This is a genomic window from Paenibacillus sp. SORGH_AS_0306, assembly GCF_030819345.1.
GTDB lineage: Bacteria > Bacillota > Bacilli > Paenibacillales > Paenibacillaceae > Saccharibacillus > Saccharibacillus kyungheensis.
Genome location: NZ_JAUTBP010000001.1, coordinates 824424 through 845645 on the forward strand (window position 1 = coordinate 824424; position 21222 = coordinate 845645).

The 21222-nt window shown below is 39.3% G+C and carries 19 protein-coding genes and 1 riboswitch; of the genes, 15 read left to right on the forward strand and 4 right to left on the reverse strand.

Annotated features, from left to right (window positions below):
* Window positions 1-180: 180 nt before the first annotated feature.
* A complete protein-coding gene (corA, locus tag QE450_RS03535; protein WP_204825064.1) occupies window positions 181-1116 on the reverse strand; it encodes a magnesium/cobalt transporter CorA in 936 nt (311 codons plus the stop codon).
* Window positions 1117-1582: 466 nt separating this feature from the next.
* A riboswitch (SAM riboswitch) is annotated at window positions 1583-1716 on the forward strand.
* Window positions 1717-1853: 137 nt separating this feature from the next.
* On the opposite strand from corA, the gene metA reads away from it, so the two are divergent.
* The 5 genes from metA to mqnC all read left to right on the forward strand — a co-directional run bounded on the left by metA (window position 1854) and on the right by mqnC (window position 7005).
* Window positions 1854-2795 carry a homoserine O-acetyltransferase MetA gene (gene metA / locus QE450_RS03540; RefSeq protein ID WP_307296999.1) on the forward strand — a complete coding sequence of 314 codons (942 nt, stop codon included), beginning with the start codon at window positions 1854-1856 and terminating at the stop codon, window positions 2793-2795.
* A gap of 47 nt (window positions 2796-2842) precedes the next feature.
* Window positions 2843-4033: an aminotransferase class I/II-fold pyridoxal phosphate-dependent enzyme gene (locus QE450_RS03545; RefSeq protein WP_274170538.1), complete on the forward strand. Its 1191-nt coding sequence runs from the start codon at window positions 2843-2845 to the stop codon at window positions 4031-4033.
* Between the two features lie 6 nt (window positions 4034-4039).
* Entirely contained in the window at window positions 4040-5206 is a 1167-nt protein-coding gene (locus QE450_RS03550) for a trans-sulfuration enzyme family protein (protein WP_307297003.1), read from the forward strand.
* 98 nt (window positions 5207-5304) lie between these two features.
* Window positions 5305-5391 (forward strand): putative holin-like toxin, encoded by an 87-nt coding sequence (locus tag QE450_RS03555; protein ID WP_273616264.1) that lies wholly within the window; start codon window positions 5305-5307, stop codon window positions 5389-5391.
* A 477-nt stretch (window positions 5392-5868) separates the two neighbouring features.
* Window positions 5869-7005: a cyclic dehypoxanthinyl futalosine synthase gene (mqnC, locus tag QE450_RS03560; protein WP_204825060.1), complete on the forward strand. Its 1137-nt coding sequence runs from the start codon at window positions 5869-5871 to the stop codon at window positions 7003-7005.
* A 117-nt stretch (window positions 7006-7122) separates the two neighbouring features.
* Here mqnC and QE450_RS03565 read toward each other — a convergent pair whose 3' ends face one another.
* The 3 genes from QE450_RS03565 to QE450_RS03575 all read right to left on the reverse strand — a co-directional run bounded on the left by QE450_RS03565 (window position 7123) and on the right by QE450_RS03575 (window position 8618).
* A complete protein-coding gene (locus tag QE450_RS03565) occupies window positions 7123-7569 on the reverse strand; it encodes an NAD(P)H-dependent flavin oxidoreductase (protein ID WP_307297006.1) in 447 nt (148 codons plus the stop codon).
* Window positions 7517-8092 (reverse strand): nitronate monooxygenase, encoded by a 576-nt coding sequence (locus QE450_RS03570; protein ID WP_307297008.1) that lies wholly within the window; start codon window positions 8090-8092, stop codon window positions 7517-7519. The genes QE450_RS03565 and QE450_RS03570 overlap by 53 nt, the downstream gene beginning before the upstream one ends.
* A 193-nt stretch (window positions 8093-8285) precedes the next feature.
* Window positions 8286-8618 (reverse strand): antibiotic biosynthesis monooxygenase family protein, encoded by a 333-nt coding sequence (locus tag QE450_RS03575; protein ID WP_307297010.1) that lies wholly within the window; start codon window positions 8616-8618, stop codon window positions 8286-8288.
* A 117-nt stretch (window positions 8619-8735) separates the two neighbouring features.
* Here QE450_RS03575 and QE450_RS03580 point away from each other — a divergent pair, with 117 nt between their 5' ends.
* From QE450_RS03580 to QE450_RS03625, 10 genes are all read left to right on the forward strand, one after another.
* The gene (locus tag QE450_RS03580) at window positions 8736-9647 is read left to right on the forward strand and encodes a LysR family transcriptional regulator (protein WP_274172954.1); all 912 of its coding nucleotides are present in this window, start codon (window positions 8736-8738) and stop codon (window positions 9645-9647) included.
* Window positions 9648-9781: 134 nt separating this feature from the next.
* A complete protein-coding gene (gene yfcE / locus QE450_RS03585; protein ID WP_273615452.1) occupies window positions 9782-10327 on the forward strand; it encodes a phosphodiesterase in 546 nt (181 codons plus the stop codon).
* A gap of 432 nt (window positions 10328-10759) precedes the next feature.
* Complete coding sequence (thrS, locus tag QE450_RS03590) at window positions 10760-12700, forward strand: threonine--tRNA ligase (protein ID WP_307297015.1); 1941 nt, start codon at window positions 10760-10762, stop codon at window positions 12698-12700.
* Between the two features lie 188 nt (window positions 12701-12888).
* Window positions 12889-13977, forward strand: a complete 1089-nt coding sequence (gene liaF / locus QE450_RS03595) for a cell wall-active antibiotics response protein LiaF (RefSeq protein WP_301261538.1) — start codon at window positions 12889-12891, stop codon at window positions 13975-13977.
* A 3-nt stretch (window positions 13978-13980) separates the two neighbouring features.
* Window positions 13981-15051, forward strand: a complete 1071-nt coding sequence (locus QE450_RS03600) for a sensor histidine kinase (RefSeq protein ID WP_307297020.1) — start codon at window positions 13981-13983, stop codon at window positions 15049-15051.
* Complete coding sequence (locus QE450_RS03605) at window positions 15020-15679, forward strand: response regulator (protein WP_273615456.1); 660 nt, start codon at window positions 15020-15022, stop codon at window positions 15677-15679. The genes QE450_RS03600 and QE450_RS03605 overlap by 32 nt, the downstream gene beginning before the upstream one ends.
* Window positions 15680-15866: 187 nt before the next feature.
* A complete protein-coding gene (locus QE450_RS03610; RefSeq protein WP_307297022.1) occupies window positions 15867-17522 on the forward strand; it encodes a S1C family serine protease in 1656 nt (551 codons plus the stop codon).
* Between the two features lie 205 nt (window positions 17523-17727).
* Entirely contained in the window at window positions 17728-18417 is a 690-nt protein-coding gene (locus QE450_RS03615) for a response regulator transcription factor (protein ID WP_273615458.1), read from the forward strand.
* Between the two features lie 20 nt (window positions 18418-18437).
* Entirely contained in the window at window positions 18438-19949 is a 1512-nt protein-coding gene (locus QE450_RS03620) for a sensor histidine kinase (protein WP_273615459.1), read from the forward strand.
* 142 nt (window positions 19950-20091) lie between these two features.
* Window positions 20092-21066 (forward strand): 4-hydroxy-3-methylbut-2-enyl diphosphate reductase, encoded by a 975-nt coding sequence (locus tag QE450_RS03625; protein ID WP_273615460.1) that lies wholly within the window; start codon window positions 20092-20094, stop codon window positions 21064-21066.
* The last annotated feature ends 156 nt before the right edge of the window (window positions 21067-21222 follow it).

Here is a 21222-nt window from a genome sequence, read left to right on the forward strand (position 1 = left end):
CCATAAGCGCGACCTATAGCACTTGGCAATATAAGTGCGACCCGTAAAATAAGAAAGTGATTTTTGCTTTAGCAAAATATCTTACGATCAGCGCTTGGCAGTATAAGCGCGAACAAGTGAAATCAAAAAAAGCTGTCCTTGTTCATCAATTGACGATGAATAAGGGCAGCTTTAATCTTTTCAGATCCAATCTTTTTTGCGGAAAGTGAAAAACATAGTCAAACCTAGCGTAATCATAATCCCGATCACCAATGGATAACCAAAACGCCAATGCAATTCAGGCATATCTTCAAAGTTCATTCCATAAATACCTGTAATTACAGTTAACGGCATAAATATCGTTGTGATTGCTGTAAATACACGCATGATTTCATTCGCACGATTAGAGATACTGGACTGATAAGCTTCTCGTAAGTTACCCATCAGATCGCGGAACGTATCAAACATCTCAGATACTTTAACCGCATTCTCATACACGTCACTGAAATATTTTTGCAATTGATCATCGATCAAACGGAGGTCTTTTTTATTCAATGTATTGATGACTTCACGCTGAGGTCCCAATACACGTTTGAGCCATAAAATTTCGCCACGCAAACCGATAATTTCGTTCAAATGCGATTTTTTGGTATGCATCAATATATTTTCTTCCAGTAGTTCGATCTGATCTTCGATCCGGTCACCGACAGCGAAGTAATTATCAACGACAAGGTCAATTAACAAATACATAAATTTATCAGCGCGACTCACTTCTTCTTCCCATAAAATCGGTTTGAGGACACGCAATTCATTAATTTTCTGCTTGGTCACCGTAATAATATAATGCCGTCCTAGAAAAATATTCAAGGCGCGCAAAAAAATCTCTTCGTTATCAAAACGAATACTGTTGACTACAATAAAATAATGACTTTCATAAATTTCGATCTTAGGACGCTGTTCTTCCTCACTCAAACAATCTTCTACAGCCAGATCATGAAGCATAAAAAGGGGTTGTAGTTCAATCAAATCTTCCAAATCTGCGTCGATCCAATAAAATCCTTCTTCAGGTGCTACCAGTGTGTCGGTAATATTTTCTACTGGAGTAAATGCTCCAGCATTGACGTGCCGAACTTTCATTGTGTTCTACTCCTTTATTATGAAATGAGCAGGGAAAGAAGCGGCAACCGCACACTTGTTTACAAAGCTTCGCTATAATTTATGAAAAACGGAGAAGATTTTTCAATAATGGCGCGTTACTCCAGTGCCCTATGGTTGTCGTTTGTTTCCTGCAATTTGTCCATCCGTCCTGCTGCCAACTGGGCCTCGGGTCGCCTTCCATTTTGAAATTCACCTCTTTGTGATTTAGATATTTATGAAAACCATGAAAAAACGTCAAATACTTGTTAAGTATACCGTGGTCGTGGAAGCCTTTCAAGCTTAAATAAGAAACCTCTTTTTGAAATCAACCAATATAGTTACCAACAACTTATTTATCGGTTCAATCTAATACATTTTTCACAGCACTTGACGGCAGACCGTAGAATAGTATAAATTATGGTATAAGAAAAGTATCAAAACATGTTATTTTAAATTGAATAAGCAAATCTTATCAAGAGCAGGTGGAGGGACTAGCCCGATGAAACCCGGCAACCGGCGGTATAACCGCACGGTGCTAATTCTTGCAGAGATATAAGTTGATGGATCATTCTAGACTTAATATCTGCTGACAGATGAGAGAGGCGTCTATTATATACGCGAACATATCGCAAATGACCTTTCTCAAGTATCAGGAGAAAGGTCATTTTTGTATATACTTATAATGAACCTTTCTCCTGAAATGATAAGAAATACACACATCCAAGGAGTGAACGAACATGCCAATTAAGATTCCGGATAGCTTACCTGCCAAAGAAGTATTAACTGGAGAAAATATTTTCGTAATGGATGATAGCCAAGCATTTCAACAGGATATTCGTCCATTGCGAATTGCTATATTGAACTTGATGCCTACTAAAGAAACAACCGAAACGCAGTTACTACGCTTACTCGGAAATAGCCCGCTTCAAATTGATATCTATTTACTACATGCACAATCCCATATTTCCAAAAATACATCGACTGAATATTTGAACTTATTTTATAAAACATTTGAAGAAGTCAAACATCTACGCTTTGATGGTCTGGTTGTGACAGGCGCTCCTGTAGAAACAATGGACTTTGAAGATGTGAACTATTGGGAAGAGATTCAAGGGATTTTTGATTGGAGTAAAAAGAATGTTACTTCAACGATGCATATCTGTTGGGCTTCACAAGCAGGGCTTTACCATCATTTCGGTGTTCCCAAAGTCGATTTGCCTGAAAAGTGTTTTGGTGTATTCCCACATACATTAAATAAAGAAAATGTAAAATTGTTACGAGGATTTGATGAGTTGTACTTTGCGCCTCATTCCCGTCATACCGAAGTACGTCATGAAGATATTGCCAAGATTCCTGAACTGGAGATTTTATCAGAATCGGAAGAAGCAGGAGTATACCTAGCCGCTACCAAAGATGGCAGTCAGATTTTTGTAACAGGGCATTCTGAATATGATCCATTGTCACTGAAATGGGAATATGAACGTGATATCGCTAAAGGAATGGATGTCGCACCGCCGAAAAATTATTTTCCCAATAATGATCCATCGCGCACACCACCTTCTACATGGCGTGCTCATGCCAACTTATTATTTTCCAACTGGCTAAACTATTATGTATACCAAGAAACACCATATGATTTGGAAAGTGCCAAAGCTGAAGCAGGTAATTACTGTATCTAATTTGAGATCAACCCAATCGATTGTTATTTCAGAGGAGGAATTATAGTATGACGGATCATCATTCAAGCGAACGAACTCTTAACATTGAAAGCAAATTGGCACAGATCGGTTCGATTAATGAACCGGTAACAGGGGCAGTTAATTTTCCGATTTATCAATCAACTGCCTTCCGTCATCCCGCTCTTGGTAAAAGTACAGGCTTTGATTATATTCGTACAACCAATCCAACTCGCGCTGTACTAGAACAAGCGGCAGCAGCATTAGAATCAGCAGATGCAGGATTTGCCTGTAGTTCCGGTATGGCTGCTTTACAGACCATTTTTGCGCTTTTCGGTCAGGGAGATCATCTGATCGTATCGCTTGATCTGTATGGTGGCACATACCGTCTGTTGGAGCGTATTTTATCCAAATTTGGAGTAACTGCTTCTTATGTAGATACCAATGATCTAGAAGCGTTAGAAAAAATAGTTCAACCGAATACCAAAGCTGTATTTATTGAGACGCCAACTAATCCGTTAATGATGGTTACCGATATCAAAGCTGTAGCTACTTGGGCGAAAAGCCACCAGTTGCTGACGATTGTTGATAATACGCTGTTGACTCCTTTTTTCCAGCGTCCGATCGAACTGGGAGCAGATATCGTGATTCATAGTGCTACCAAATATCTAGGTGGACATAATGATGTGTTAGCAGGATTGATTATGACCAAAGGGGAAGAATTATCCGCTGAAATGGCTTTTCTGCATAACTCTATCGGAGCCGTATTGTCCCCAACCGATTCGTATCAATTAATGCGTGGAATGAAAACATTGGCATTGCGGATGGAGCGTCATGAATATAATGCTACAGCAATGGCGAAGCATTTGGTAGATCATCCGCAGATTGCAGAAGTGTTCTATCCTGCACTACCGGATCATCCGGGATATGATGTCCAAAATCGTCAATCTAGCGGAAATACAGGTATCTTTTCGTTTAAAGTGAAAGATGCGCGTTATATTGAACCGATTTTGCGTAGTATTCAATTGATTGCTTTTGCTGAAAGTCTAGGTGGCGTTGAATCATTAATGACGTATCCAACGGTACAGACACATGCAGATATTCCAACTGAGATTCGTGAAGCGATTGGTGTCGATGATCGTCTGTTACGCTTTTCTGTAGGGATTGAGCATATTGATGATCTGATTGCTGATCTTGATCAAGCGCTGGAAGTAGCACGCCTTGAAGTAGAAGGAGCGTGATCGATAATGACTTATTCTTCAGATCGTCAAGCTTCACGCAAAATAGATACCAAACTGATTCACTTTGGTGCTGAAATCGACAAAACAACAGGTGCATCCAGTGTACCGATCTATCAAGCGTCTACTTTTCATCAAGAAGATATCTCGAATCCACCACTTCATGATTATAGTCGTTCAGGCAATCCAACCCGTCAAGCGTTAGAAGATTATATTGCTTTGTTAGAAGGCGGAGCTTCAGGATATGCTTTTGCTTCAGGAATGGCGGCGATTTCTACTGCCTTTCTGATTCTATCCGCAGGTGATCATGTGATCGTGACTGAAGATGTGTACGGGGGTACATATCGTTTTCTGACTACTGTATTGAATCGAATGAATATCGAGATTAGTTTCGTAGATATGACCGATCTGGATCAAGTGAAAAATGCGCTTCGTCCCAATACAAGAGCTGTCTATATGGAGACACCATCAAATCCAACGCTCAAAATTACAGATATCGGCGCAGTAACCGCTTGGGCGAAAGAACATCATTTACTTACTATGGTAGATAATACGTTTATGACTCCTTATTATCAGCGTCCGATCGAAATAGGCGTCGATATTGTGTTGCACAGTGCGACCAAGTTTCTAGGTGGACATAGTGATGTACTGGCAGGATTAGCGGTTGCACGTACCCCTGAGATTGGTGCTCAACTCAAGCATTTACAAAATGGACTGGGAACGGTACTTGGCCCTCAAGATTGCTGGTTACTTATTCGGGGAATGAAGACTCTTGCAGCTAGAATGAATCATTCTGAAAAAAGTACTGCCAAATTAGCAGACTGGCTGAGTCAACGTGATGATATTACAGCATTATATTATCCGGGATTAGCCAATCACCCAGGAGCCACCATTCATGCGGCTCAATCGTCAGGTGCAGGTTCTGTGCTTTCCTTTGATGTTGGTTCAGGACAGCGTGCCAAAAAAGTATTGGATCGAGTGCAATTGCCTTTAGTGGCTGTAAGTCTAGGAGCAGTCGAAAGTATTTTATCGTATCCGGCAACAATGTCTCATGCCGCTATGGGTGAAGGCGTACGTAAAGAACGTGGAATTACCGATGGATTGTTACGTTTTTCTGTAGGTTTAGAAGATATTGATGATCTGATTGCTGATCTGGAACAAGCTTTACAAGATTAGTCTTGAATGTAGAAATTAAAAGTGTGAAAAAAAGCGGTATACCTTTTAAAATAGGGTATACCGCTTTTATGTATGATAACAAGTAGAATTAAACGTTAATGATCCAATTTGGTATCCTTATTGTTTCAATACTGGGTTTGGTTGTGACGATTATAGTAGCTATGAACCAAAACAAAAAGAAATAGACCGCCTGTAGCAAGGGTTCGGTCTATTTTAATAAATTAGATCCACCTGAGTTGCCGACTACTCTTAAAGCAGACTTTTGCCAAGCAGTAAAGATGTTGACGCATCTTTTCTGCTTTTTTATAGCATACATCTAAAAAGCGACAAATATCTAATTCACAATATAATGTTGTATATACTCAGGCTATATCATATTCTAAAATGAAAATAAATTATTTTCAAATGATAAAATCGCTAAATTCCCTTATCTAATCAGCATTTAGTTGATACGATATGTATAATTATTATTACAAAATATCACCTTCCTGTCACAGTCAACGACTATTTTTCATTTGTGAAATATGGTACGATGAATGTGTTGTCATTATTTCAATTTTTAGATATGCATTTTGTGCCTAAATGGGTTATATATAGGACAATGCTCAAATTCACCTTCAGACACCAGTAAGATGTCTGAATAGGATAAGGGAGGCTGCAATATGAGCGCGGTAAACCGTATCTTGGAAAAAGCCGAACGGGGCGAACGCTTAGATTTAGAAGAAACTATTATGCTATATGAGTCCGATGAGATCGAGAAAATGGGACATGTAGCCAATCAATTAATGTTACGCAAAAATCCAGATCCAATTACAACGTTTGTGATTGGGCGTAATGTTAACTATACGAATGTCTGCGACGTATTTTGTCGTTTTTGTGCTTTCTATCGTAGTCCGAATTCAAAAGAAGGTTATGTGTTATCGGATGAGGTCATTTTGCAAAAAATTCAGGAAACCGAAGATGTAAACGGAACTGAAATTTTGATGCAAGGTGGAGTAAATCCTAATCTTCCTTTTGAATACTATACCGATCTTTTGAAAAAGATTAAAAAGAACTTCCCTAATATCACCATGCACTCTTTCTCGCCTGCTGAGATTATGAAAATGAAAGAAATCTCTGGTATGTCTTTGGAAGATACAGTACGTGCGATTCATGAAGCTGGACTTGATTCATTGCCAGGTGGTGGTGGAGAGATTCTAGATGATCGTACTCGTCGTAAAATCAGTCGTTTGAAAGGTTCTTGGCGTGATTGGATGGACGTTATGCAGACAGCTCACAAAGTAGGCATGAACACAACAGCGACAATGGTTATCGGATTCGGTGAATCGATGGAAGAACGTGCTCTTCATTTATTGCGTGTACGTGAAGCACAAGATGAATGTATCCGTAATGGCTATGATTCTGAAGGTTTCCTTGCTTTTATTTCGTGGACATTCCAACCGGATAACACCAATATGAAAGCTGAAAAGCAAACACCAGAACAATATCTAAAAAATGTAGCTATCAGTCGAATCGTACTTGATAATATCAAGCATTTCCAATCCTCATGGGTAACGATGGGACCAGAAGTAGGTAAAATGTCTCTTCATTACGGTTGTGATGACTTTGGTAGTACGATGATGGAAGAAAACGTAGTATCTGCGGCAGGTACAACGCACAAAGTAAATATTGAGCAAACGTTGCAAATTATTCGTGAAGCAGGCAAAATTCCTGCTCAACGGGATACCAAATATAATATTCTCAAAGTATTTAACGATGAGACGCAAAAAGTCGCTCATGACTTTATTATGCAGAACTAATCTGTATGTAATCATAAAAAAGCTCAACGATCAGTTTATAATGATCGTTGAGCTTTTTTTGTATTGCTTATTAGGATGCCAAAATGAAAATAGGATATTCTTATTAAAGTGACAGTCTTAGCAGATACCTGTTGCTAATTCATCTACAACTTCTTGTACAGTTTGGATTTTGGTAATAGGTGTAATACCCGTTCCGACAGTGATAATACCACCTTCGCCGTTGCCTTCAAGCATACCGATACGTATAGCACCAGCACCACCAGCAGCTTGAGCAATTTCTTCACGAGATGCTCCTTGTTGATCCATGTCTACTAATTTCTCAACAAGTGGCGTAGGCAGTGAACGATAATAAGCAGGCAAAGTGCGGTACAACAACAAATCAGAAGCAGAAGCATCTACGATTTTTTGCTTAACCGATTCTGCTGCTGGATTTTCAACCGTAGGAATAAACCGACTTCCCAAAAAGACACCTTCTGCCCCTAAAGCAAAAGCACTTGCAACCCCGCGAGCATCACCAATTCCACCAGCAGAGACGACTGGAATATCTAGCACATCGACAATCATAGGCGTGATCGTAAATGTACCGAATAATACTTGTTGGTAAAGTACCGCCTTCATCGAACCCTGTTACGACATAGATATCTACACCCATAGCTTGAGCAGCTCTAGCATCTTCTAGAGTTGGATTCAAAGGACGATAAATAATTTTAATATTTGCTTCTTTTAAAGGATTCACAATCTTTTCTGTGAGTGTTCCTTCAGCCCCATTGAGAAGAACCGTTTTGACATCTTCTTCAATAATAATTTCCAAAATAGGCCAGGTGTATTTCAAATCGCCATCGACAATAACAGTTGTTCCAAATGGCTTATCTGTGAGTGCTTTAGTTTTGCGAATCTCACGGCGCATCCGTTCTGCGGTTTCTTCTGGCGAAACGGTAACAGTCGTTTGACCAGCATTAGGGCCAAGAATCCCCAAACCTCCTGCGTTACTGACAGCCGCTACAAATTCAGCATTTGTAATCCAGCTCATAGGGCCTTGTATAATAGGCTTTTCAATTCCAAGAATATCGGCTACCCGATTACTCATTATATTCATCCTTCCATCTTATCAAATAGTACATAACGTATAGCTATGCATTACTATGAAGTGTAATTAGTCCACTCTAGTCGATAGAGTGGTTCCAAAACCATCATACGTTTGAACATTTTATTTGCAAAGAAGGCAATTTTAATGAACATAGTACATCATTTTGTACTTTTAGATAGGAAGGAGAATATTCTTACATATTTTCAAAATCGTAAGCACTTTCTACTTTGCATATTTTCACCGAATACGATTGATACCATGTTTGTTTTCCTTTATTTTGAGCAATCTGATGAGCAGGATTACTTTTCCAGTGACGAATATCTTCAAGTGTTTTCCAATAAGAGATCGTCACGCCTGCTCCTGAAGATTCACGATAACTTTCGATTCCTAGAAATCCGGCTTGATCTCGTCCCATCGATTCCATCTGATCTGCCATTTGCCCATATCCTTGATCACCTGTCGCTCGTTGGCTGGTGAAAATCACTGCATAATAAGGTACTTCAAAACGATTGGATAATAGATTCATATTCGTCATCCTTTCACTTCACTTTGAGTTAAGTATATCTAGCCTATTCGCATAAATAAAATGAATGTTTATAATAATAAGTATGAATTATTTTCAAGTATAAAAGAGGTGGATAGTATACATCTTCATAAATATCAGATTTTTAGTACAGTCGTGAAGTTGGGAAGTCTGACCAAAACAGCCCAATCCCTTAATCTTACTCAATCTGCGGTAAGCCACGCGATATCTGGATTAGAAAATGAATTGGGATTGAAATTGTTAATTCGCAATCGATCAGGGATTCGTCTGACGGATAGTGGAGAACGAATATTGAAAAAGATAAACGAACTGTTGCAAATCAATGATCAACTGCTGATCGAAGTCGATGCTATTAAAGGATTAGAGACAGGTACAGTCACTTTAGGCACATTTTCAAGTGTATCGATTCAGTGGTTGCCACAGATTATGCAACAATTTCAAGAACAGTATCCTCATATTGATATTCAATTATTAGATGGTAATTATGATGAGATAGAGAATTGGATTGTGGAAGGTCATGCAGATTTGGGATTTGTGAACTTACCCGTATCTTCAACACTACAATCTATTCCTTTGTATCAAGATCAAATGTTATGTGTATTACCTGCCCATCACCCTTTGCATCAATACGATTATATTGAGCTTGAGCAGATTGTAGATGAACCGTTTGTGATGCCAGTAGCAGGTTGTGATACCGATGTACAAATGATTTGGAATCAAGCCCATATGACCCCAACAATCAAATATCGGTTAGAAGATGATCATGCCATTATAGCGATGGTGAAACATGGTCTGGGCATTAGTATGTTACCTGAAATGATTTTGCACTCCATGTATACAGAAGATTTGTGTTTGCGACCACTGGCTGGAGCACATCATCGAACGATTGGAATTGCTGCAACTTCGTTCAAAACGATGTCACCTGCGGCACAGAAATTTATCGACTGTATTCAGTCTTTTGTAGATCAGTACCCGATAGCTGATGTGGCTATATCCAATCAATTACTGTAATAACAGCTGTTAGGTTGATAATAGGGTTATATCGAAGTTAGTGATATAATATATAAGTGCATTTACGTTAGCACATCTTTTTTCACTGGCATAAAAGCTAGAATAACCTATTTGTTGAAGGAGCTTTAGATGTTATGAAATTAATGTTTATTTCTGATATACATGGATCGTTGCACTGGTTAAGACGAGTGTTGGAAAAAGCTGAGATTGAGCAACCGGATCAATTGATTTTTTTAGGGGATTATATGTATCATGGCCCACGTAATCCATTACCGGAAGAATATAATCCATCTGAAGTCGCGAATACATTGAATTTATATAAAAACAAAATTATCGCTGTACGAGGAAATTGTGATTCTGAAGTGGATCAAATGTTACTTGAATTTCCGATGATGGCAGACTATATCATGTTGTATCATGAAGGGATGCGCATCTATGTTACGCATGGTCATGGATACAGTATTGATAATCTACCGTTGTTACAACCAGGAGATGTATTTATTCAAGGGCATACTCATGTACCTGTAGCTGATCTGCAAGATCATATCTATGTGCTTAATCCAGGTTCTGTCGCTTTACCGAAAGAAGACTATCCTAATTCATACGGTATTTTGGAACATGGTACATTTACAGTGAAAGACTTTGATGACAATATGATCAAATCGATCTCATTCTCTTGACGCTTGACCGATACACTTTTATAATGATGAAGCAATGTATCATCTAAATGGACAAAGCCTCGATAAAGATATGAGTTATAGTGATAGTCCTGTACAGAGAGAAGGAAAGTAAGACGCTGCAATTCCTTCCTGTGACAGCTATAATCTTACCCCTTTAGAGCTATAAAATTGAATCCGAATCTGTATGTCGTTTCGGTATTATATTTTATCGGATCATCCCCGTTATCAGATGTCGAATGAAGGATCTGCCAAAAAGAAGCTTATTCTACGAACAGATCGAATCAGGGTGGAACCACGGGTACATACACAGCACTCGTCCCTTGCGGGATGGGTGCTTTTTGCTGTTTTTAATTGTAAAAATTACGAATAAAACAGTTGATAACAGTGCATGCAGATACACCAATAAATGTATATTACTAAGGAGGAAATAATATGGCGATTCAGATTAGCTTACCGGACGGTTCTGTCCGTGAGTATGAAGCAGGCAGTACAATTGGAGATGTAGCCAATTCAATCAGTAAAAGTTTGTTCAAAAGTGCAGTAGCAGGGAAATTGGATGGTATCGTAGTTGATTTAAATACACCACTCCATGACAAAGCGTTAGTCGAAATTGTTACTCCTGATAGTGCGGAAGGCGTAGAAGTGATTCGTCATAGTACAGCGCATTTACTTGCACAAGCTGTAAAACGTTTATTTGGTCAAAATGAAGTAAAATTGGGAATCGGCCCTGTGATTGAAGATGGTTTCTATTATGATATGGATTTGGAACATCCTTTGAATCCAGAAGATTTGCAAAAGATTGAAAAAGAAATGGAACGTATCGTTTCTGAAAATCTACCGATTACACGTCGTGAAGTGAGTCGTGAAGAAGCACTTAACATTTTCCGTGAACTGGAAGATCCGTACAAAATCGAATTGATTGAAGCTTTGCCAGAAGATAGTGTAATCACGATTTATGATCAAGGTGAGTTTTTTGATCTATGTCGTGGACCGCATGTACCATCCACTTCTAAATTAAAAGTATTTAAATTGCTAAGTGTAGCAGGTGCTTACTGGCGTGGAGATAGCAAAAACAAAATGTTGCAACGTATCTACGGAACAGCTTTTAACAAAAAGCCAGAACTAGAGCAACATCTTCATTTCTTAGAAGAAGCTAAAAAACGCGATCACCGTAAGCTAGGTAAAGAACTACAAGTGTTTACATTTTCTCCACTTGTCGGTCAAGGTCTACCGATCTGGTTGCCAAATGGTGCCAAATTGCGTCGTACACTGGAACGCTATATCGTAGATTTGGAAGAAAAATTGGGTTATAGCCATGTATACACACCAGTATTAGGTAATGTAGATTTGTACAAAACATCCGGTCACTGGGAACATTACCAGGATGATATGTTCCCGAAAATGGTATTGGATAATGAAGAATTGGTGCTTCGTCCAATGAACTGTCCGCATCATATGATGGTGTATAAAAGTGATCTACGTAGCTATCGTGATCTTCCGATTCGTATTGCAGAATTGGGTATGCAACATCGCTACGAAATGTCGGGTGCATTAACAGGTCTACATCGTGTACGTGCGATGACGCTAAATGATGCTCACTTATTCGTACGTCCAGATCAGATCAAGCAAGAATTTGCACGCGTGATTGAATTGATTATGGAAGTATACAAAGATTTCGGTATTACCGATTACCGTTTCCGTCTATCTTACCGTGATCCTGCAGATACAGAGAAATATTTCCCTGACGATGAAATGTGGGAAAATTCGCAACGTATGTTACGTGAAGTTGTTGAAGGTCTGGATATGCCTTTCTATGAAGCAGAAGGCGAAGCAGCATTCTACGGTCCGAAGCTAGACGTACAGATTCGTACAGCACTAGGTAAAGAAGAAACATTGTCTACTGTACAATTGGACTTCTTATTGCCAGAGCGCTTTGAATTAGAATATATCGGCGAAGATGGACAAAAACATCGTCCGGTCGTTATTCACCGTGGTATTTTGGGTACAATGGAACGCTTTACAGCATTCTTATTGGAAAACTTTGTTGGTGCATTGCCATTATGGTTGGCTCCTGTACAAGCTAAAGTCATTCCAGTATCCGGTGCATTTGAAGAATATGCCCGCAAAGTAGAAGACGATCTTCGTCGTAGTGGAGTAACTGTAGAATCCGATCTACGTAACGAGAAATTAGGTTACAAAATTCGTGAAGCACAATTGGAAAAAATTCCGTATATGTTCGTTGTCGGTGAGAACGAAATGAACGCTGATTCGGTATCTGTTCGTAAACGCGGCGAAGGCGATATCGGTATGATGTCTGTCGAAGAAACGATCAAAATGTTACGTGATCAAATCGCAGATCGTACTATTTTTTAAATAACGTATAGCTAACTATTTCGTTATCATTTATAAGCTGTTACACTAGCCCTAATTCAGGTATGATTTACTGATTAGGGCTTTTCTCCGTCTATAGGCGGATACGAAGTTCATTCTGATGCCACTATTGTTCTGTTCTAATTATGAGTACACTACATATATAGAAGTACAGAAAGCGAGGAACGAGAATGAATAGACATTTATTCCGCAAAACATTCTGGGGTATAGGCTTAATCGGAATTGGCGTCGTATTTATGTTAAATAGAATGAATTTAATCGATTGGGGCATCGGCGATGTGATTTCATTGTTATGGCCGCTGATTTTATTAGAAATAGGATTAAACGAATTACTTTTTAAATGTAAACGTGATATCGGTGGTTGGATTATGACTGTTCTAGGTGTTTACTTTTTAGGTAGAAATATAGGTATGATTGATTATTCGTTAATCGATGCAGTCAAAATGATGATGCCATTGCTACTGGTATTAGGTGGATTGCATTTGATCTTCAATCGACGTCAACCGAAAAAGTCTTCTAAACAACAACCACCATTGAATGAAGATTATTCTGCTCCACCACCACCACCGCCTGCATCTCCATTAGATGATTGGTTTGAACAAGAAATGGAGCGTAAAGGCAAACCGGTTCATTCAACAGATTATACTAAAGAATTTGTAGAGCGTTCTTCGTCATCTTCGCAATCTCCACGTTCTACGTATGGTACAGATCAGCAATCGTTTCGCACCAAAATCAATTTAAATAAAGAAGATATTCGTTCTTATTATAAAAATCAAAATAAAGATGCACATCGTGAACAATGGAAACAGCATCGTCATGACTGGAAAAAACATCATCGCAAAAAATGCGGTTATGATTATGATTACGATTATGATCCTTCAGTAGAAACCAAATCTGGTTTTATCGGTGATGTGCATATTGGTAAAGATTATTTTGAACTCAAACCGATGAATATTTCTCATTTTATTGGTGATACCATGTTAGACTTAACCAAAGCACAGATTGCGTATGGTGTAACCCGTATCGAAATTTCTGCTTTTATCGGTGATGTGAAAGTCTATATTCCAAGTGGAATTGAAGTAGGCATCAAAGCGCAAGGCAATTCATTTATCGGCGATATGAATATTCTTGGACGTGAGCGCGAAGGTATGATGAGTCATATGGATGGTGAAACGATCGGATATGAAGAAGCAGGCAAGCAAATAGAACTTGTAGTCAATGCTTTTATCGGTGATATTCAGATTAGTCGGGTGGGTTAATGGATGCGAACAAAATGGTTTAAAAATATCAAATGGGAATTAATCGGCTTTTTCACAACAGGTGGATTATTGACCATTATTATTATTTTTCTAGCGATCAGACAAGGGTACATTATACTCAGTGTACCCTATGTTTGGTACTATTATATTGCAGGTATTATTCTGATCTGTATGGCAGCAGGTTATATAGCAGGTCAACGTGTTCAGCGCCGGATTGATTATGTTCATTTAAAAATGGCTCAGGTAGGCAAAGGGAATTTTAGTATACGGATGGAGCCTACAGAAGATGAATCCTTTAACCGGGTGCATGAACAGTTCAATACGATGATGAGTACAGTTGAACGGAAAATGCGAATTTTACAGCAATTGGGTGAAAAAGAAGTCATGGAGCGCGCGATTGAGACCGAACGAGCGGTATTGGAAGAACGACGACGGATGGCTCGTGATCTACATGATTCAGTCAGTCAGCAATTATTTGCTATTCATATGTCTGCTTCATCGTTACCGAAAATGTTAGAAAAAAATGAACAACAAGCCAAAATCGTGATGGATCAAGTGATTCAAATGTCGCAATTAGCGCAAAAACAAATGCGAGCATTGATTACACAGCTTCGACCTTTAGAACTGGAAGGACGTTCTTTAGCAGAAGCATTAGAATTCTGGTTTCCAGATTATTGTCGTCACAATGGCCTTAAAGGAATGCAAGATATTGAATTAACAGGGCGACTGACGGAAGCAAAAGAACGTCAGCTTTTTCTTATTGTACAAGAAGCGCTTGCTAATATTATCAAACACGCAGATGCCACGATTGTAAGTCTGTCTTTACAAGAAGATCGCCATCATGTAGCTCTGCATATTAGCGATGATGGTAAAGGATTCAATAGCTCGATGCATAAGCAAGGGTCGTATGGATTAACGATTATGTCAGAACGAGCTGAAAAGTTAGGCGGACAAGCAGAAGTGATTAGTCGACCTGGTGCTGGAACAACAATACGTATCCATATTCCCAAATTCGATATTCATGAAGAAGAGGAGAATCATGATGGAGAAAATAAAAATTCTGTTAGCGGATGATCATGATATGGTGCGAATGGGTCTCAAAACATATCTAATGCTAGAAGAGCAATTTCATATTATTGCCGAAGCGGCTAACGGTAGAGAAGTGCTTGATTGGTTAGAACAAAGTAATGAACACGAAATGCCTGATTTAATTTTGATGGATATGATGATGCCTGTCATGAACGGGGTTGAAGCTACCCGTCTGGTATTACAGAATTATCCACAGATGAAAATTGTGATCTTAACTAGCTTTTTGGAAGACGAGCTGGTGGTAGAAGCGATTGAAGCAGGGGCAGTCAGTTATATTTTAAAAACAGTATCTGCTGAAGAGTTAATCTATGCACTGCAAGGAGCAAGCCGGGGGATGCCTGTGATGACCGGTGATATTTCTCAAGCGCTTACTAGAGGGATTCGTCAACGCAGTACTGTACAAAATGAAGCTTCTCAATTGACGGTTCGTGAACGTGAAGTGTTGATGTTGATTGCAGAAGGCATGAGTAACAAAGAAATTGCTGAAGAATTACATATAAGTATCAAAACAGTCAAAACACATGTCAGTAATTTGTTGATGAAATGCGAATTAGAGGATCGGACGCAACTGGCTATTTATGCTCATCGCAAAGGTTGGGTCAGTCAACATTAATGTACTCACATATACAAAAATTGATAACATTTCCTAAACTTATGGTATATTAACTTACTCATCTAGGATTTATTTTCTTTTTAATTGTTTTTAAGGTGAGATTAAGGTTAATAAGCGAATATAAGGATGTAGCAAATAACACATCCGGTTATTTTAATATCATGGGAACCTTGGGAGGTTGACTTCAATGGACGAAAAGAACAAAAATGATTTGAATAATGGCTTCAATCCTGATGGCCAAAACAATGATACAGCAAACCGTAATACCAACGAATCGAACTCGAATAATGATTCTTCATCAGACCAATCGCATTATTACTCATATGGTCCTTTCCAATCACTAAGCAAAGATAAAGATGGAGAGGAAGTTCGACAAGAACCTGTTCAGGAAGCTAGAAAAATGGAAATGACTCCATCGCAATCTAGTCGTCCAGTGTATCCAACGAGTTCAACTCCACCGCCACGTACAGATCATATTGATTCTCTAAATGGAAATCATGATGATAACAATGGCAACCGCAAAACCAGTCAATTTCAATACAACAAACCTAAAACTTCTGCCAAAACAGTTATTGCTTCTATATTAGCAGGGATGTTGATTATGACAGCAGGGATGTTTGGTGCAGATCGTGCTAATCTATTTACCCCAGAGTCCGAATCAACAACGACAACCAACATTGCTCCTGCTTCTGCTGTTACAACAGATAATTCTGTAACGCAAGCAGCATTGCCTGCTGGATCAGCAGATGTAGCTGAAGTAGCAAAAAGCGCCAGCCCTGCTGTTGTAAAAATTGAAACGTTGTCCAAATCCGGTGCAGCTAGCGGCGGAAACAGTCCTTACAATGATCCAGCTTATCGTTTCTTCTTCGGTGATCAAGGCGGAGGAAGTAATGAAGGTGGAGGCAATGGCGGAGATAGCAGTGGCGGTTCTTCCGGTTCTCTTACTCCACTCGGTATTGGATCTGGATTTATTTTTGATAAATCTGGATATATCTTAACGAATGCGCATGTAGTCGGTGAAGCAGATGTAATTCAAGTAACTCTTGAAAACAACAAAACACCGTACACTGCTAAATTAATGGGTAAAAGTACAGATCTTGACCTTGCTGTACTAAAAATCGAACCTAAATCTGGAGAAACGTTCCCATCTGTGACTCTAGGTAACTCTGATAATGTGGCGATCGGAAGCTGGTTAGTAGCGATCGGTAATCCTCAAGGATTTGACCATACTGTAACAGCAGGGGTGTTAAGTGCTAAAGAACGTAGCATTACAGCATCTGATGCATCCAATGGACAATCTACAGATTATACTCATTTATTGCAAACTGATGCTTCTATCAACCCTGGTAACTCCGGTGGTCCATTGCTTAATATGAATGGACAAGTTATCGGTATGAATACAGCGGTTAGTGAAGATGCACAAGGGATTGGGTTTGCGATTCCTTCTAATGTGATCTTAAATGTAGTGGATCAACTGAAAAAAGGTGAGAAAATCCCAACAACACCTGTTCCATTTATCGGTGCTTCTCTTATGTCATTGACAGCTGAAGTATCCAAACAGTTGGGTATTGATACTACAGAAGGTTCTGTAGTTACAGAAGTATTGTACAGATCTCCTGCTTATCAAGCTGATCTACGTTCTTATGACGTAATTACAGGAATCAATGGTACAAAATATACAAACAGTCAGGATCTAGTCGCAGCTATTCAAAAACTAAAAGTTGGCGATTCGGCTACACTGAATGTGATTCGTAATGGAAAAACGATGGATCTTAAAGTAACGATCGGTAATCGCAATGACTTTGATACGACTTCTCCAAGTACAGGCGGTACAGGTCAATAATAGAAAGTTACGAAATCAATATGCTGAGTCGTACTGAGTATATGATAGATCAACTACAAGATCATAAGTAGATACAGAAAGGCGGAAAGGGCATACCTTTCCGCCTTTCTTATGACTGTATCGACAAATAACTATTCATTGTTACAATAGAAGAAATAACAATCATAATGTTTACTAAAAAAGACATAGTAAAGGGGTAAGACCGATGAGAGCAACTATTTTAATTATTGATGATGATGAAAAAATTATTTCGATGTTACGTCGTGGATTAGCGTTTGAAGGATATGAAGTATTGACTGCTTCTAATGGAGCAGAAGGGTTAAAGCAGATGCTAGAAAATGATCCTGCGCTAATGGTATTAGATGTGATGATGCCACAAGTGGATGGATTTGAAGTCTGTCGTCGTGTACGTGAAGCTGGTAGTTCTGTGCCTATTTTGATGTTAACAGCAAAAGATGAAGTAGAGAACCGTGTAAAAGGCTTGGATGCTGGAGCAGATGATTATCTGGTCAAACCATTTGCGCTAGAAGAAATGTTGGCACGGGTTAGAGCATTGTTACGACGCAAACCTGAATCCGAAGCTTCTACAAGTACACGTCTAGCATTTGAAGACTTAACGATAGATCCTGATGCGCGTGAAGTCACACGAGATGGGCAACGGCTCGAATTAACAGCGAAAGAATTTGAATTGTTACATTTATTTATGCAAAATCCGAAACGTGTCTTATCAAGAGATTTGATTATGGATAAAATTTGGGGTTATGACTATAGCGGAGAATCGAACGTACTTGAAGTGTATATTGCGATGCTTCGTCAGAAAACAGAAGAGCATGGCGGCAAACGTCTGATTCAGACGATCCGTGGTGCTGGCTATATTTTAAGAAATAACAGCTAGAGAATGAAGGAGCTGACAGTATGTCAATACGTTTAAGACTGACGGTATGGTATTCGGGGATACTGGCAGTGACTTTGATGCTTTTTAGTATAGCGATTTATGGATTTGTTTATTTTAATACGTATCAAGATTTGCAGAATCGTCTAATCGAGCAGATTAGTAAAACACAGATCATTGTAAGCGAAGTCAATGATGAGCAGATTGATGTGTTTTTGTCACCGAAAGACCATGATCGTTTGGCAGACGCTGGGTTTCGGGTCAAACTCAAAAATTATACCAATGGAATTAACAACAATATTAATGGTACTTTTTTGCAAGCGCCTGCTTCTAACAAAATACCAAATGAATTAAAACAAATTCAATATAATGATCGTACTTATCTGGTCGCTTACGGTGGGATACCCTATTCGATTGATAACCAGGCCAAAATGGTTGGCGTATTAATGATAGCTGCGGATATGACAGATGCTCGCCAGTTATTTGATGATCTGCGTGTAACACTGATTGTAGGATCGCTGGCTACATTATTTATTGCGTTTACATTAGGTTTATTTTTGGCGCGCAAATCTATGGCTCCTATCGAAAAGGTTATTGATGCTGCTAGTCAGATCCAAAAAGGAAAAGATCTTAGTGTACGAATCGATTATGATGGACCTCATGATGAAATCGGGCAGTTGATTAGTACGGTTAATGGAATGTTAGGCAGAACCGAAGTATTTTATAAAGACCTAGCAGAAGCCTATGCTGCACAGCGTCGCTTTGTATCTGATGCTTCGCATGAATTACGTACTCCACTGACCACCATTCGTGGTAATGTCGATTTATTGCAAAAAGCATGGAACAAAAAACCTCATGAAGCGCCTCATTTAGATGAAGAAAGTCTGAAGCAATTGTCGATGGAATCGATTAATGATATTGCAGATGAATCCAAACGAATGAGTCGCCTGGTTAATGATATGCTTTCGTTAGCTCGCGCCGATGCAGGGCAGACGATCGTGATGGAGAGCTTGCCTGCGGGTGCTCTTCTGGATGATGTGATGAGACGCGCCCAATTTATCCCGCACAAAGCAACATGGCAACCAGCCAATACTGTGGCGTTAGACGACTATCATATTTATGGTAACAAAGATTATCTACAACAAATGTTGTTTATTTTTATTGAGAATGCTTTTAAATATACCAAAGAGGGTACAGTATCTCTAGATACCGTATTGTATCAAAATCAGATTGGGATTCGAATTAGTGATACAGGGATCGGTATGGATCAAGAAGAAGTACCTCATATTTTTGAGCGATTTTATCGAGCCGATGAATCGCGCGGTGTAACGCCGGGTACAGGCTTGGGATTATCGATAGCGAAATGGATTATCGATGAGCACGCAGGTTCTGTAGAAGTAGTTACCGCTAAAGGCAAGGGAACAACATTTGTAATCTGGCTTCCATTAGCGGCTGTACCAGTCGAAAATAAAATCGATCCTGTATTTGAAGCCGAACCTGAAAACGAGATTTCTGATACCAAAAAACCAGAATAGACAACAAGTAGCAAACAATAGTCACTTTTTGAAGCTAGGTTTGCTACTTTCCTTTCCTGCGCCCTATCAAATGGGTTATAATGAAGTTGCTATTGCTTCTTTCGTAAGATAAGCCAACCCTAGAAAGCAGGTGTACCCCTTCATGGAAATTGTAAAGATTGCGCCGCGTGGGTATTGTTATGGTGTAGTAGATGCTATGGTGCTTGCTCAGCAAGCTGCCAAGAACCTTGACTTACCACGGCCTATTTATATACTCGGTATGATTGTGCATAACAGTCATGTCACTCAATCATTTGAAGATCAAGGTATTATTACATTAGATGGACCGAATCGTGTAGAAATTCTTGAGCAAGTCGAAAGTGGAACGGTTATTTTTACCGCTCATGGTGTGTCTCCTGAAGTGCGCCGTCTGGCTCGTGAAAAAGGATTAACGACTGTAGATGCGACCTGTCCTGATGTAACGCGTACTCACGATCTTATCAAGGATAAAGCAAGCGAAGGTTATCAGATCATTTATATCGGTAAAAAAGGTCATCCTGAACCTGAAGGTGCGATTGGTGTTGCACCGGATCAAGTCTACTTGATAGAAAAAGAAGAAGAGATCGACCAATTGGAGATTCCAGCAGGCAAGATTGTAATTACGAATCAGACGACAATGAGCCAATGGGATATTCGCTTAATTATGAAGAAACTTCTAGAGAAATTCCCGGGAGCAGAAGTGCACAACGAGATTTGTCTAGCGACACAGGTTCGTCAAGAAGCGGTAGCAGAACAAGCAGGTCAAGCAGAGCTTGTAATCGTTGTAGGTGATCCGCGTAGTAACAACTCTAATCGTCTAGCACAGGTATCCGAAGAAATCGCAGGTGTTACGGCTTACCGGATCTCGGATCTTACAGAGCTTAAACGTGAATGGTTAGTTGGCAAAAGTAGAGTAGCTGTTACGGCTGGCGCGTCTACACCAACTCCAATTACCAAAGAAGTCATTAACTATTTAGAAAAATACGATAATGATGATGAATCCACATGGGAAATGGTAAGAACAGTAGATCCTAAACGTTTATTACCTCCTGTGCGTGAGAAAAAAGGTAGAACCACCAATCAACCTGTCCGTCACTGATGGACATTGTCCACGAAATGATGTATTTAAAGTGTCTAACCCTTGATGGGAGAGGCACTTTTTCTTTTTATATTCTTTATACTATGCGTACAAGATTTTGTACTATGACACAGCTTGACATGTCTAACAGAGTGCTGTATATTTACTTTAGTGATT

What these genes read in the sequence shown, in the direction of transcription:
- QE450_RS03600 (WP_307297020.1), top strand. Translation starts at nt 13,981, where the DNA reads ATGCGAACAAAATGGTTTAAAAATATCAAATGGGAATTAATCGGCTTT.
- QE450_RS03570 (WP_307297008.1), bottom strand. Translation starts at nt 8,092, where the DNA reads ATGAGTAATCGGGTAGCCGATATTCTTGGAATTGAAAAGCCTATTATA.
- QE450_RS03565 (WP_307297006.1), bottom strand. Translation starts at nt 7,569, where the DNA reads ATGATTGTCGATGTGCTAGATATTCCAGTCGTCTCTGCTGGTGGAATT.
- QE450_RS03610 (WP_307297022.1), top strand. Translation starts at nt 15,867, where the DNA reads ATGGACGAAAAGAACAAAAATGATTTGAATAATGGCTTCAATCCTGAT.
- QE450_RS03620 (WP_273615459.1), top strand. Translation starts at nt 18,438, where the DNA reads ATGTCAATACGTTTAAGACTGACGGTATGGTATTCGGGGATACTGGCA.
- QE450_RS03605 (WP_273615456.1), top strand. Translation starts at nt 15,020, where the DNA reads ATGGAGAAAATAAAAATTCTGTTAGCGGATGATCATGATATGGTGCGA.
- thrS (WP_307297015.1), top strand. Translation starts at nt 10,760, where the DNA reads ATGGCGATTCAGATTAGCTTACCGGACGGTTCTGTCCGTGAGTATGAA.
- yfcE (WP_273615452.1), top strand. Translation starts at nt 9,782, where the DNA reads ATGAAATTAATGTTTATTTCTGATATACATGGATCGTTGCACTGGTTA.
- QE450_RS03615 (WP_273615458.1), top strand. Translation starts at nt 17,728, where the DNA reads ATGAGAGCAACTATTTTAATTATTGATGATGATGAAAAAATTATTTCG.
- QE450_RS03550 (WP_307297003.1), top strand. Translation starts at nt 4,040, where the DNA reads ATGACTTATTCTTCAGATCGTCAAGCTTCACGCAAAATAGATACCAAA.
- QE450_RS03545 (WP_274170538.1), top strand. Translation starts at nt 2,843, where the DNA reads ATGACGGATCATCATTCAAGCGAACGAACTCTTAACATTGAAAGCAAA.
- metA (WP_307296999.1), top strand. Translation starts at nt 1,854, where the DNA reads ATGCCAATTAAGATTCCGGATAGCTTACCTGCCAAAGAAGTATTAACT.
- liaF (WP_301261538.1), top strand. Translation starts at nt 12,889, where the DNA reads ATGAATAGACATTTATTCCGCAAAACATTCTGGGGTATAGGCTTAATC.
- QE450_RS03555 (WP_273616264.1), top strand. Translation starts at nt 5,305, where the DNA reads ATGATCCAATTTGGTATCCTTATTGTTTCAATACTGGGTTTGGTTGTG.
- QE450_RS03625 (WP_273615460.1), top strand. Translation starts at nt 20,092, where the DNA reads ATGGAAATTGTAAAGATTGCGCCGCGTGGGTATTGTTATGGTGTAGTA.
- QE450_RS03575 (WP_307297010.1), bottom strand. Translation starts at nt 8,618, where the DNA reads ATGAATCTATTATCCAATCGTTTTGAAGTACCTTATTATGCAGTGATT.
- mqnC (WP_204825060.1), top strand. Translation starts at nt 5,869, where the DNA reads ATGAGCGCGGTAAACCGTATCTTGGAAAAAGCCGAACGGGGCGAACGC.
- corA (WP_204825064.1), bottom strand. Translation starts at nt 1,116, where the DNA reads ATGAAAGTTCGGCACGTCAATGCTGGAGCATTTACTCCAGTAGAAAAT.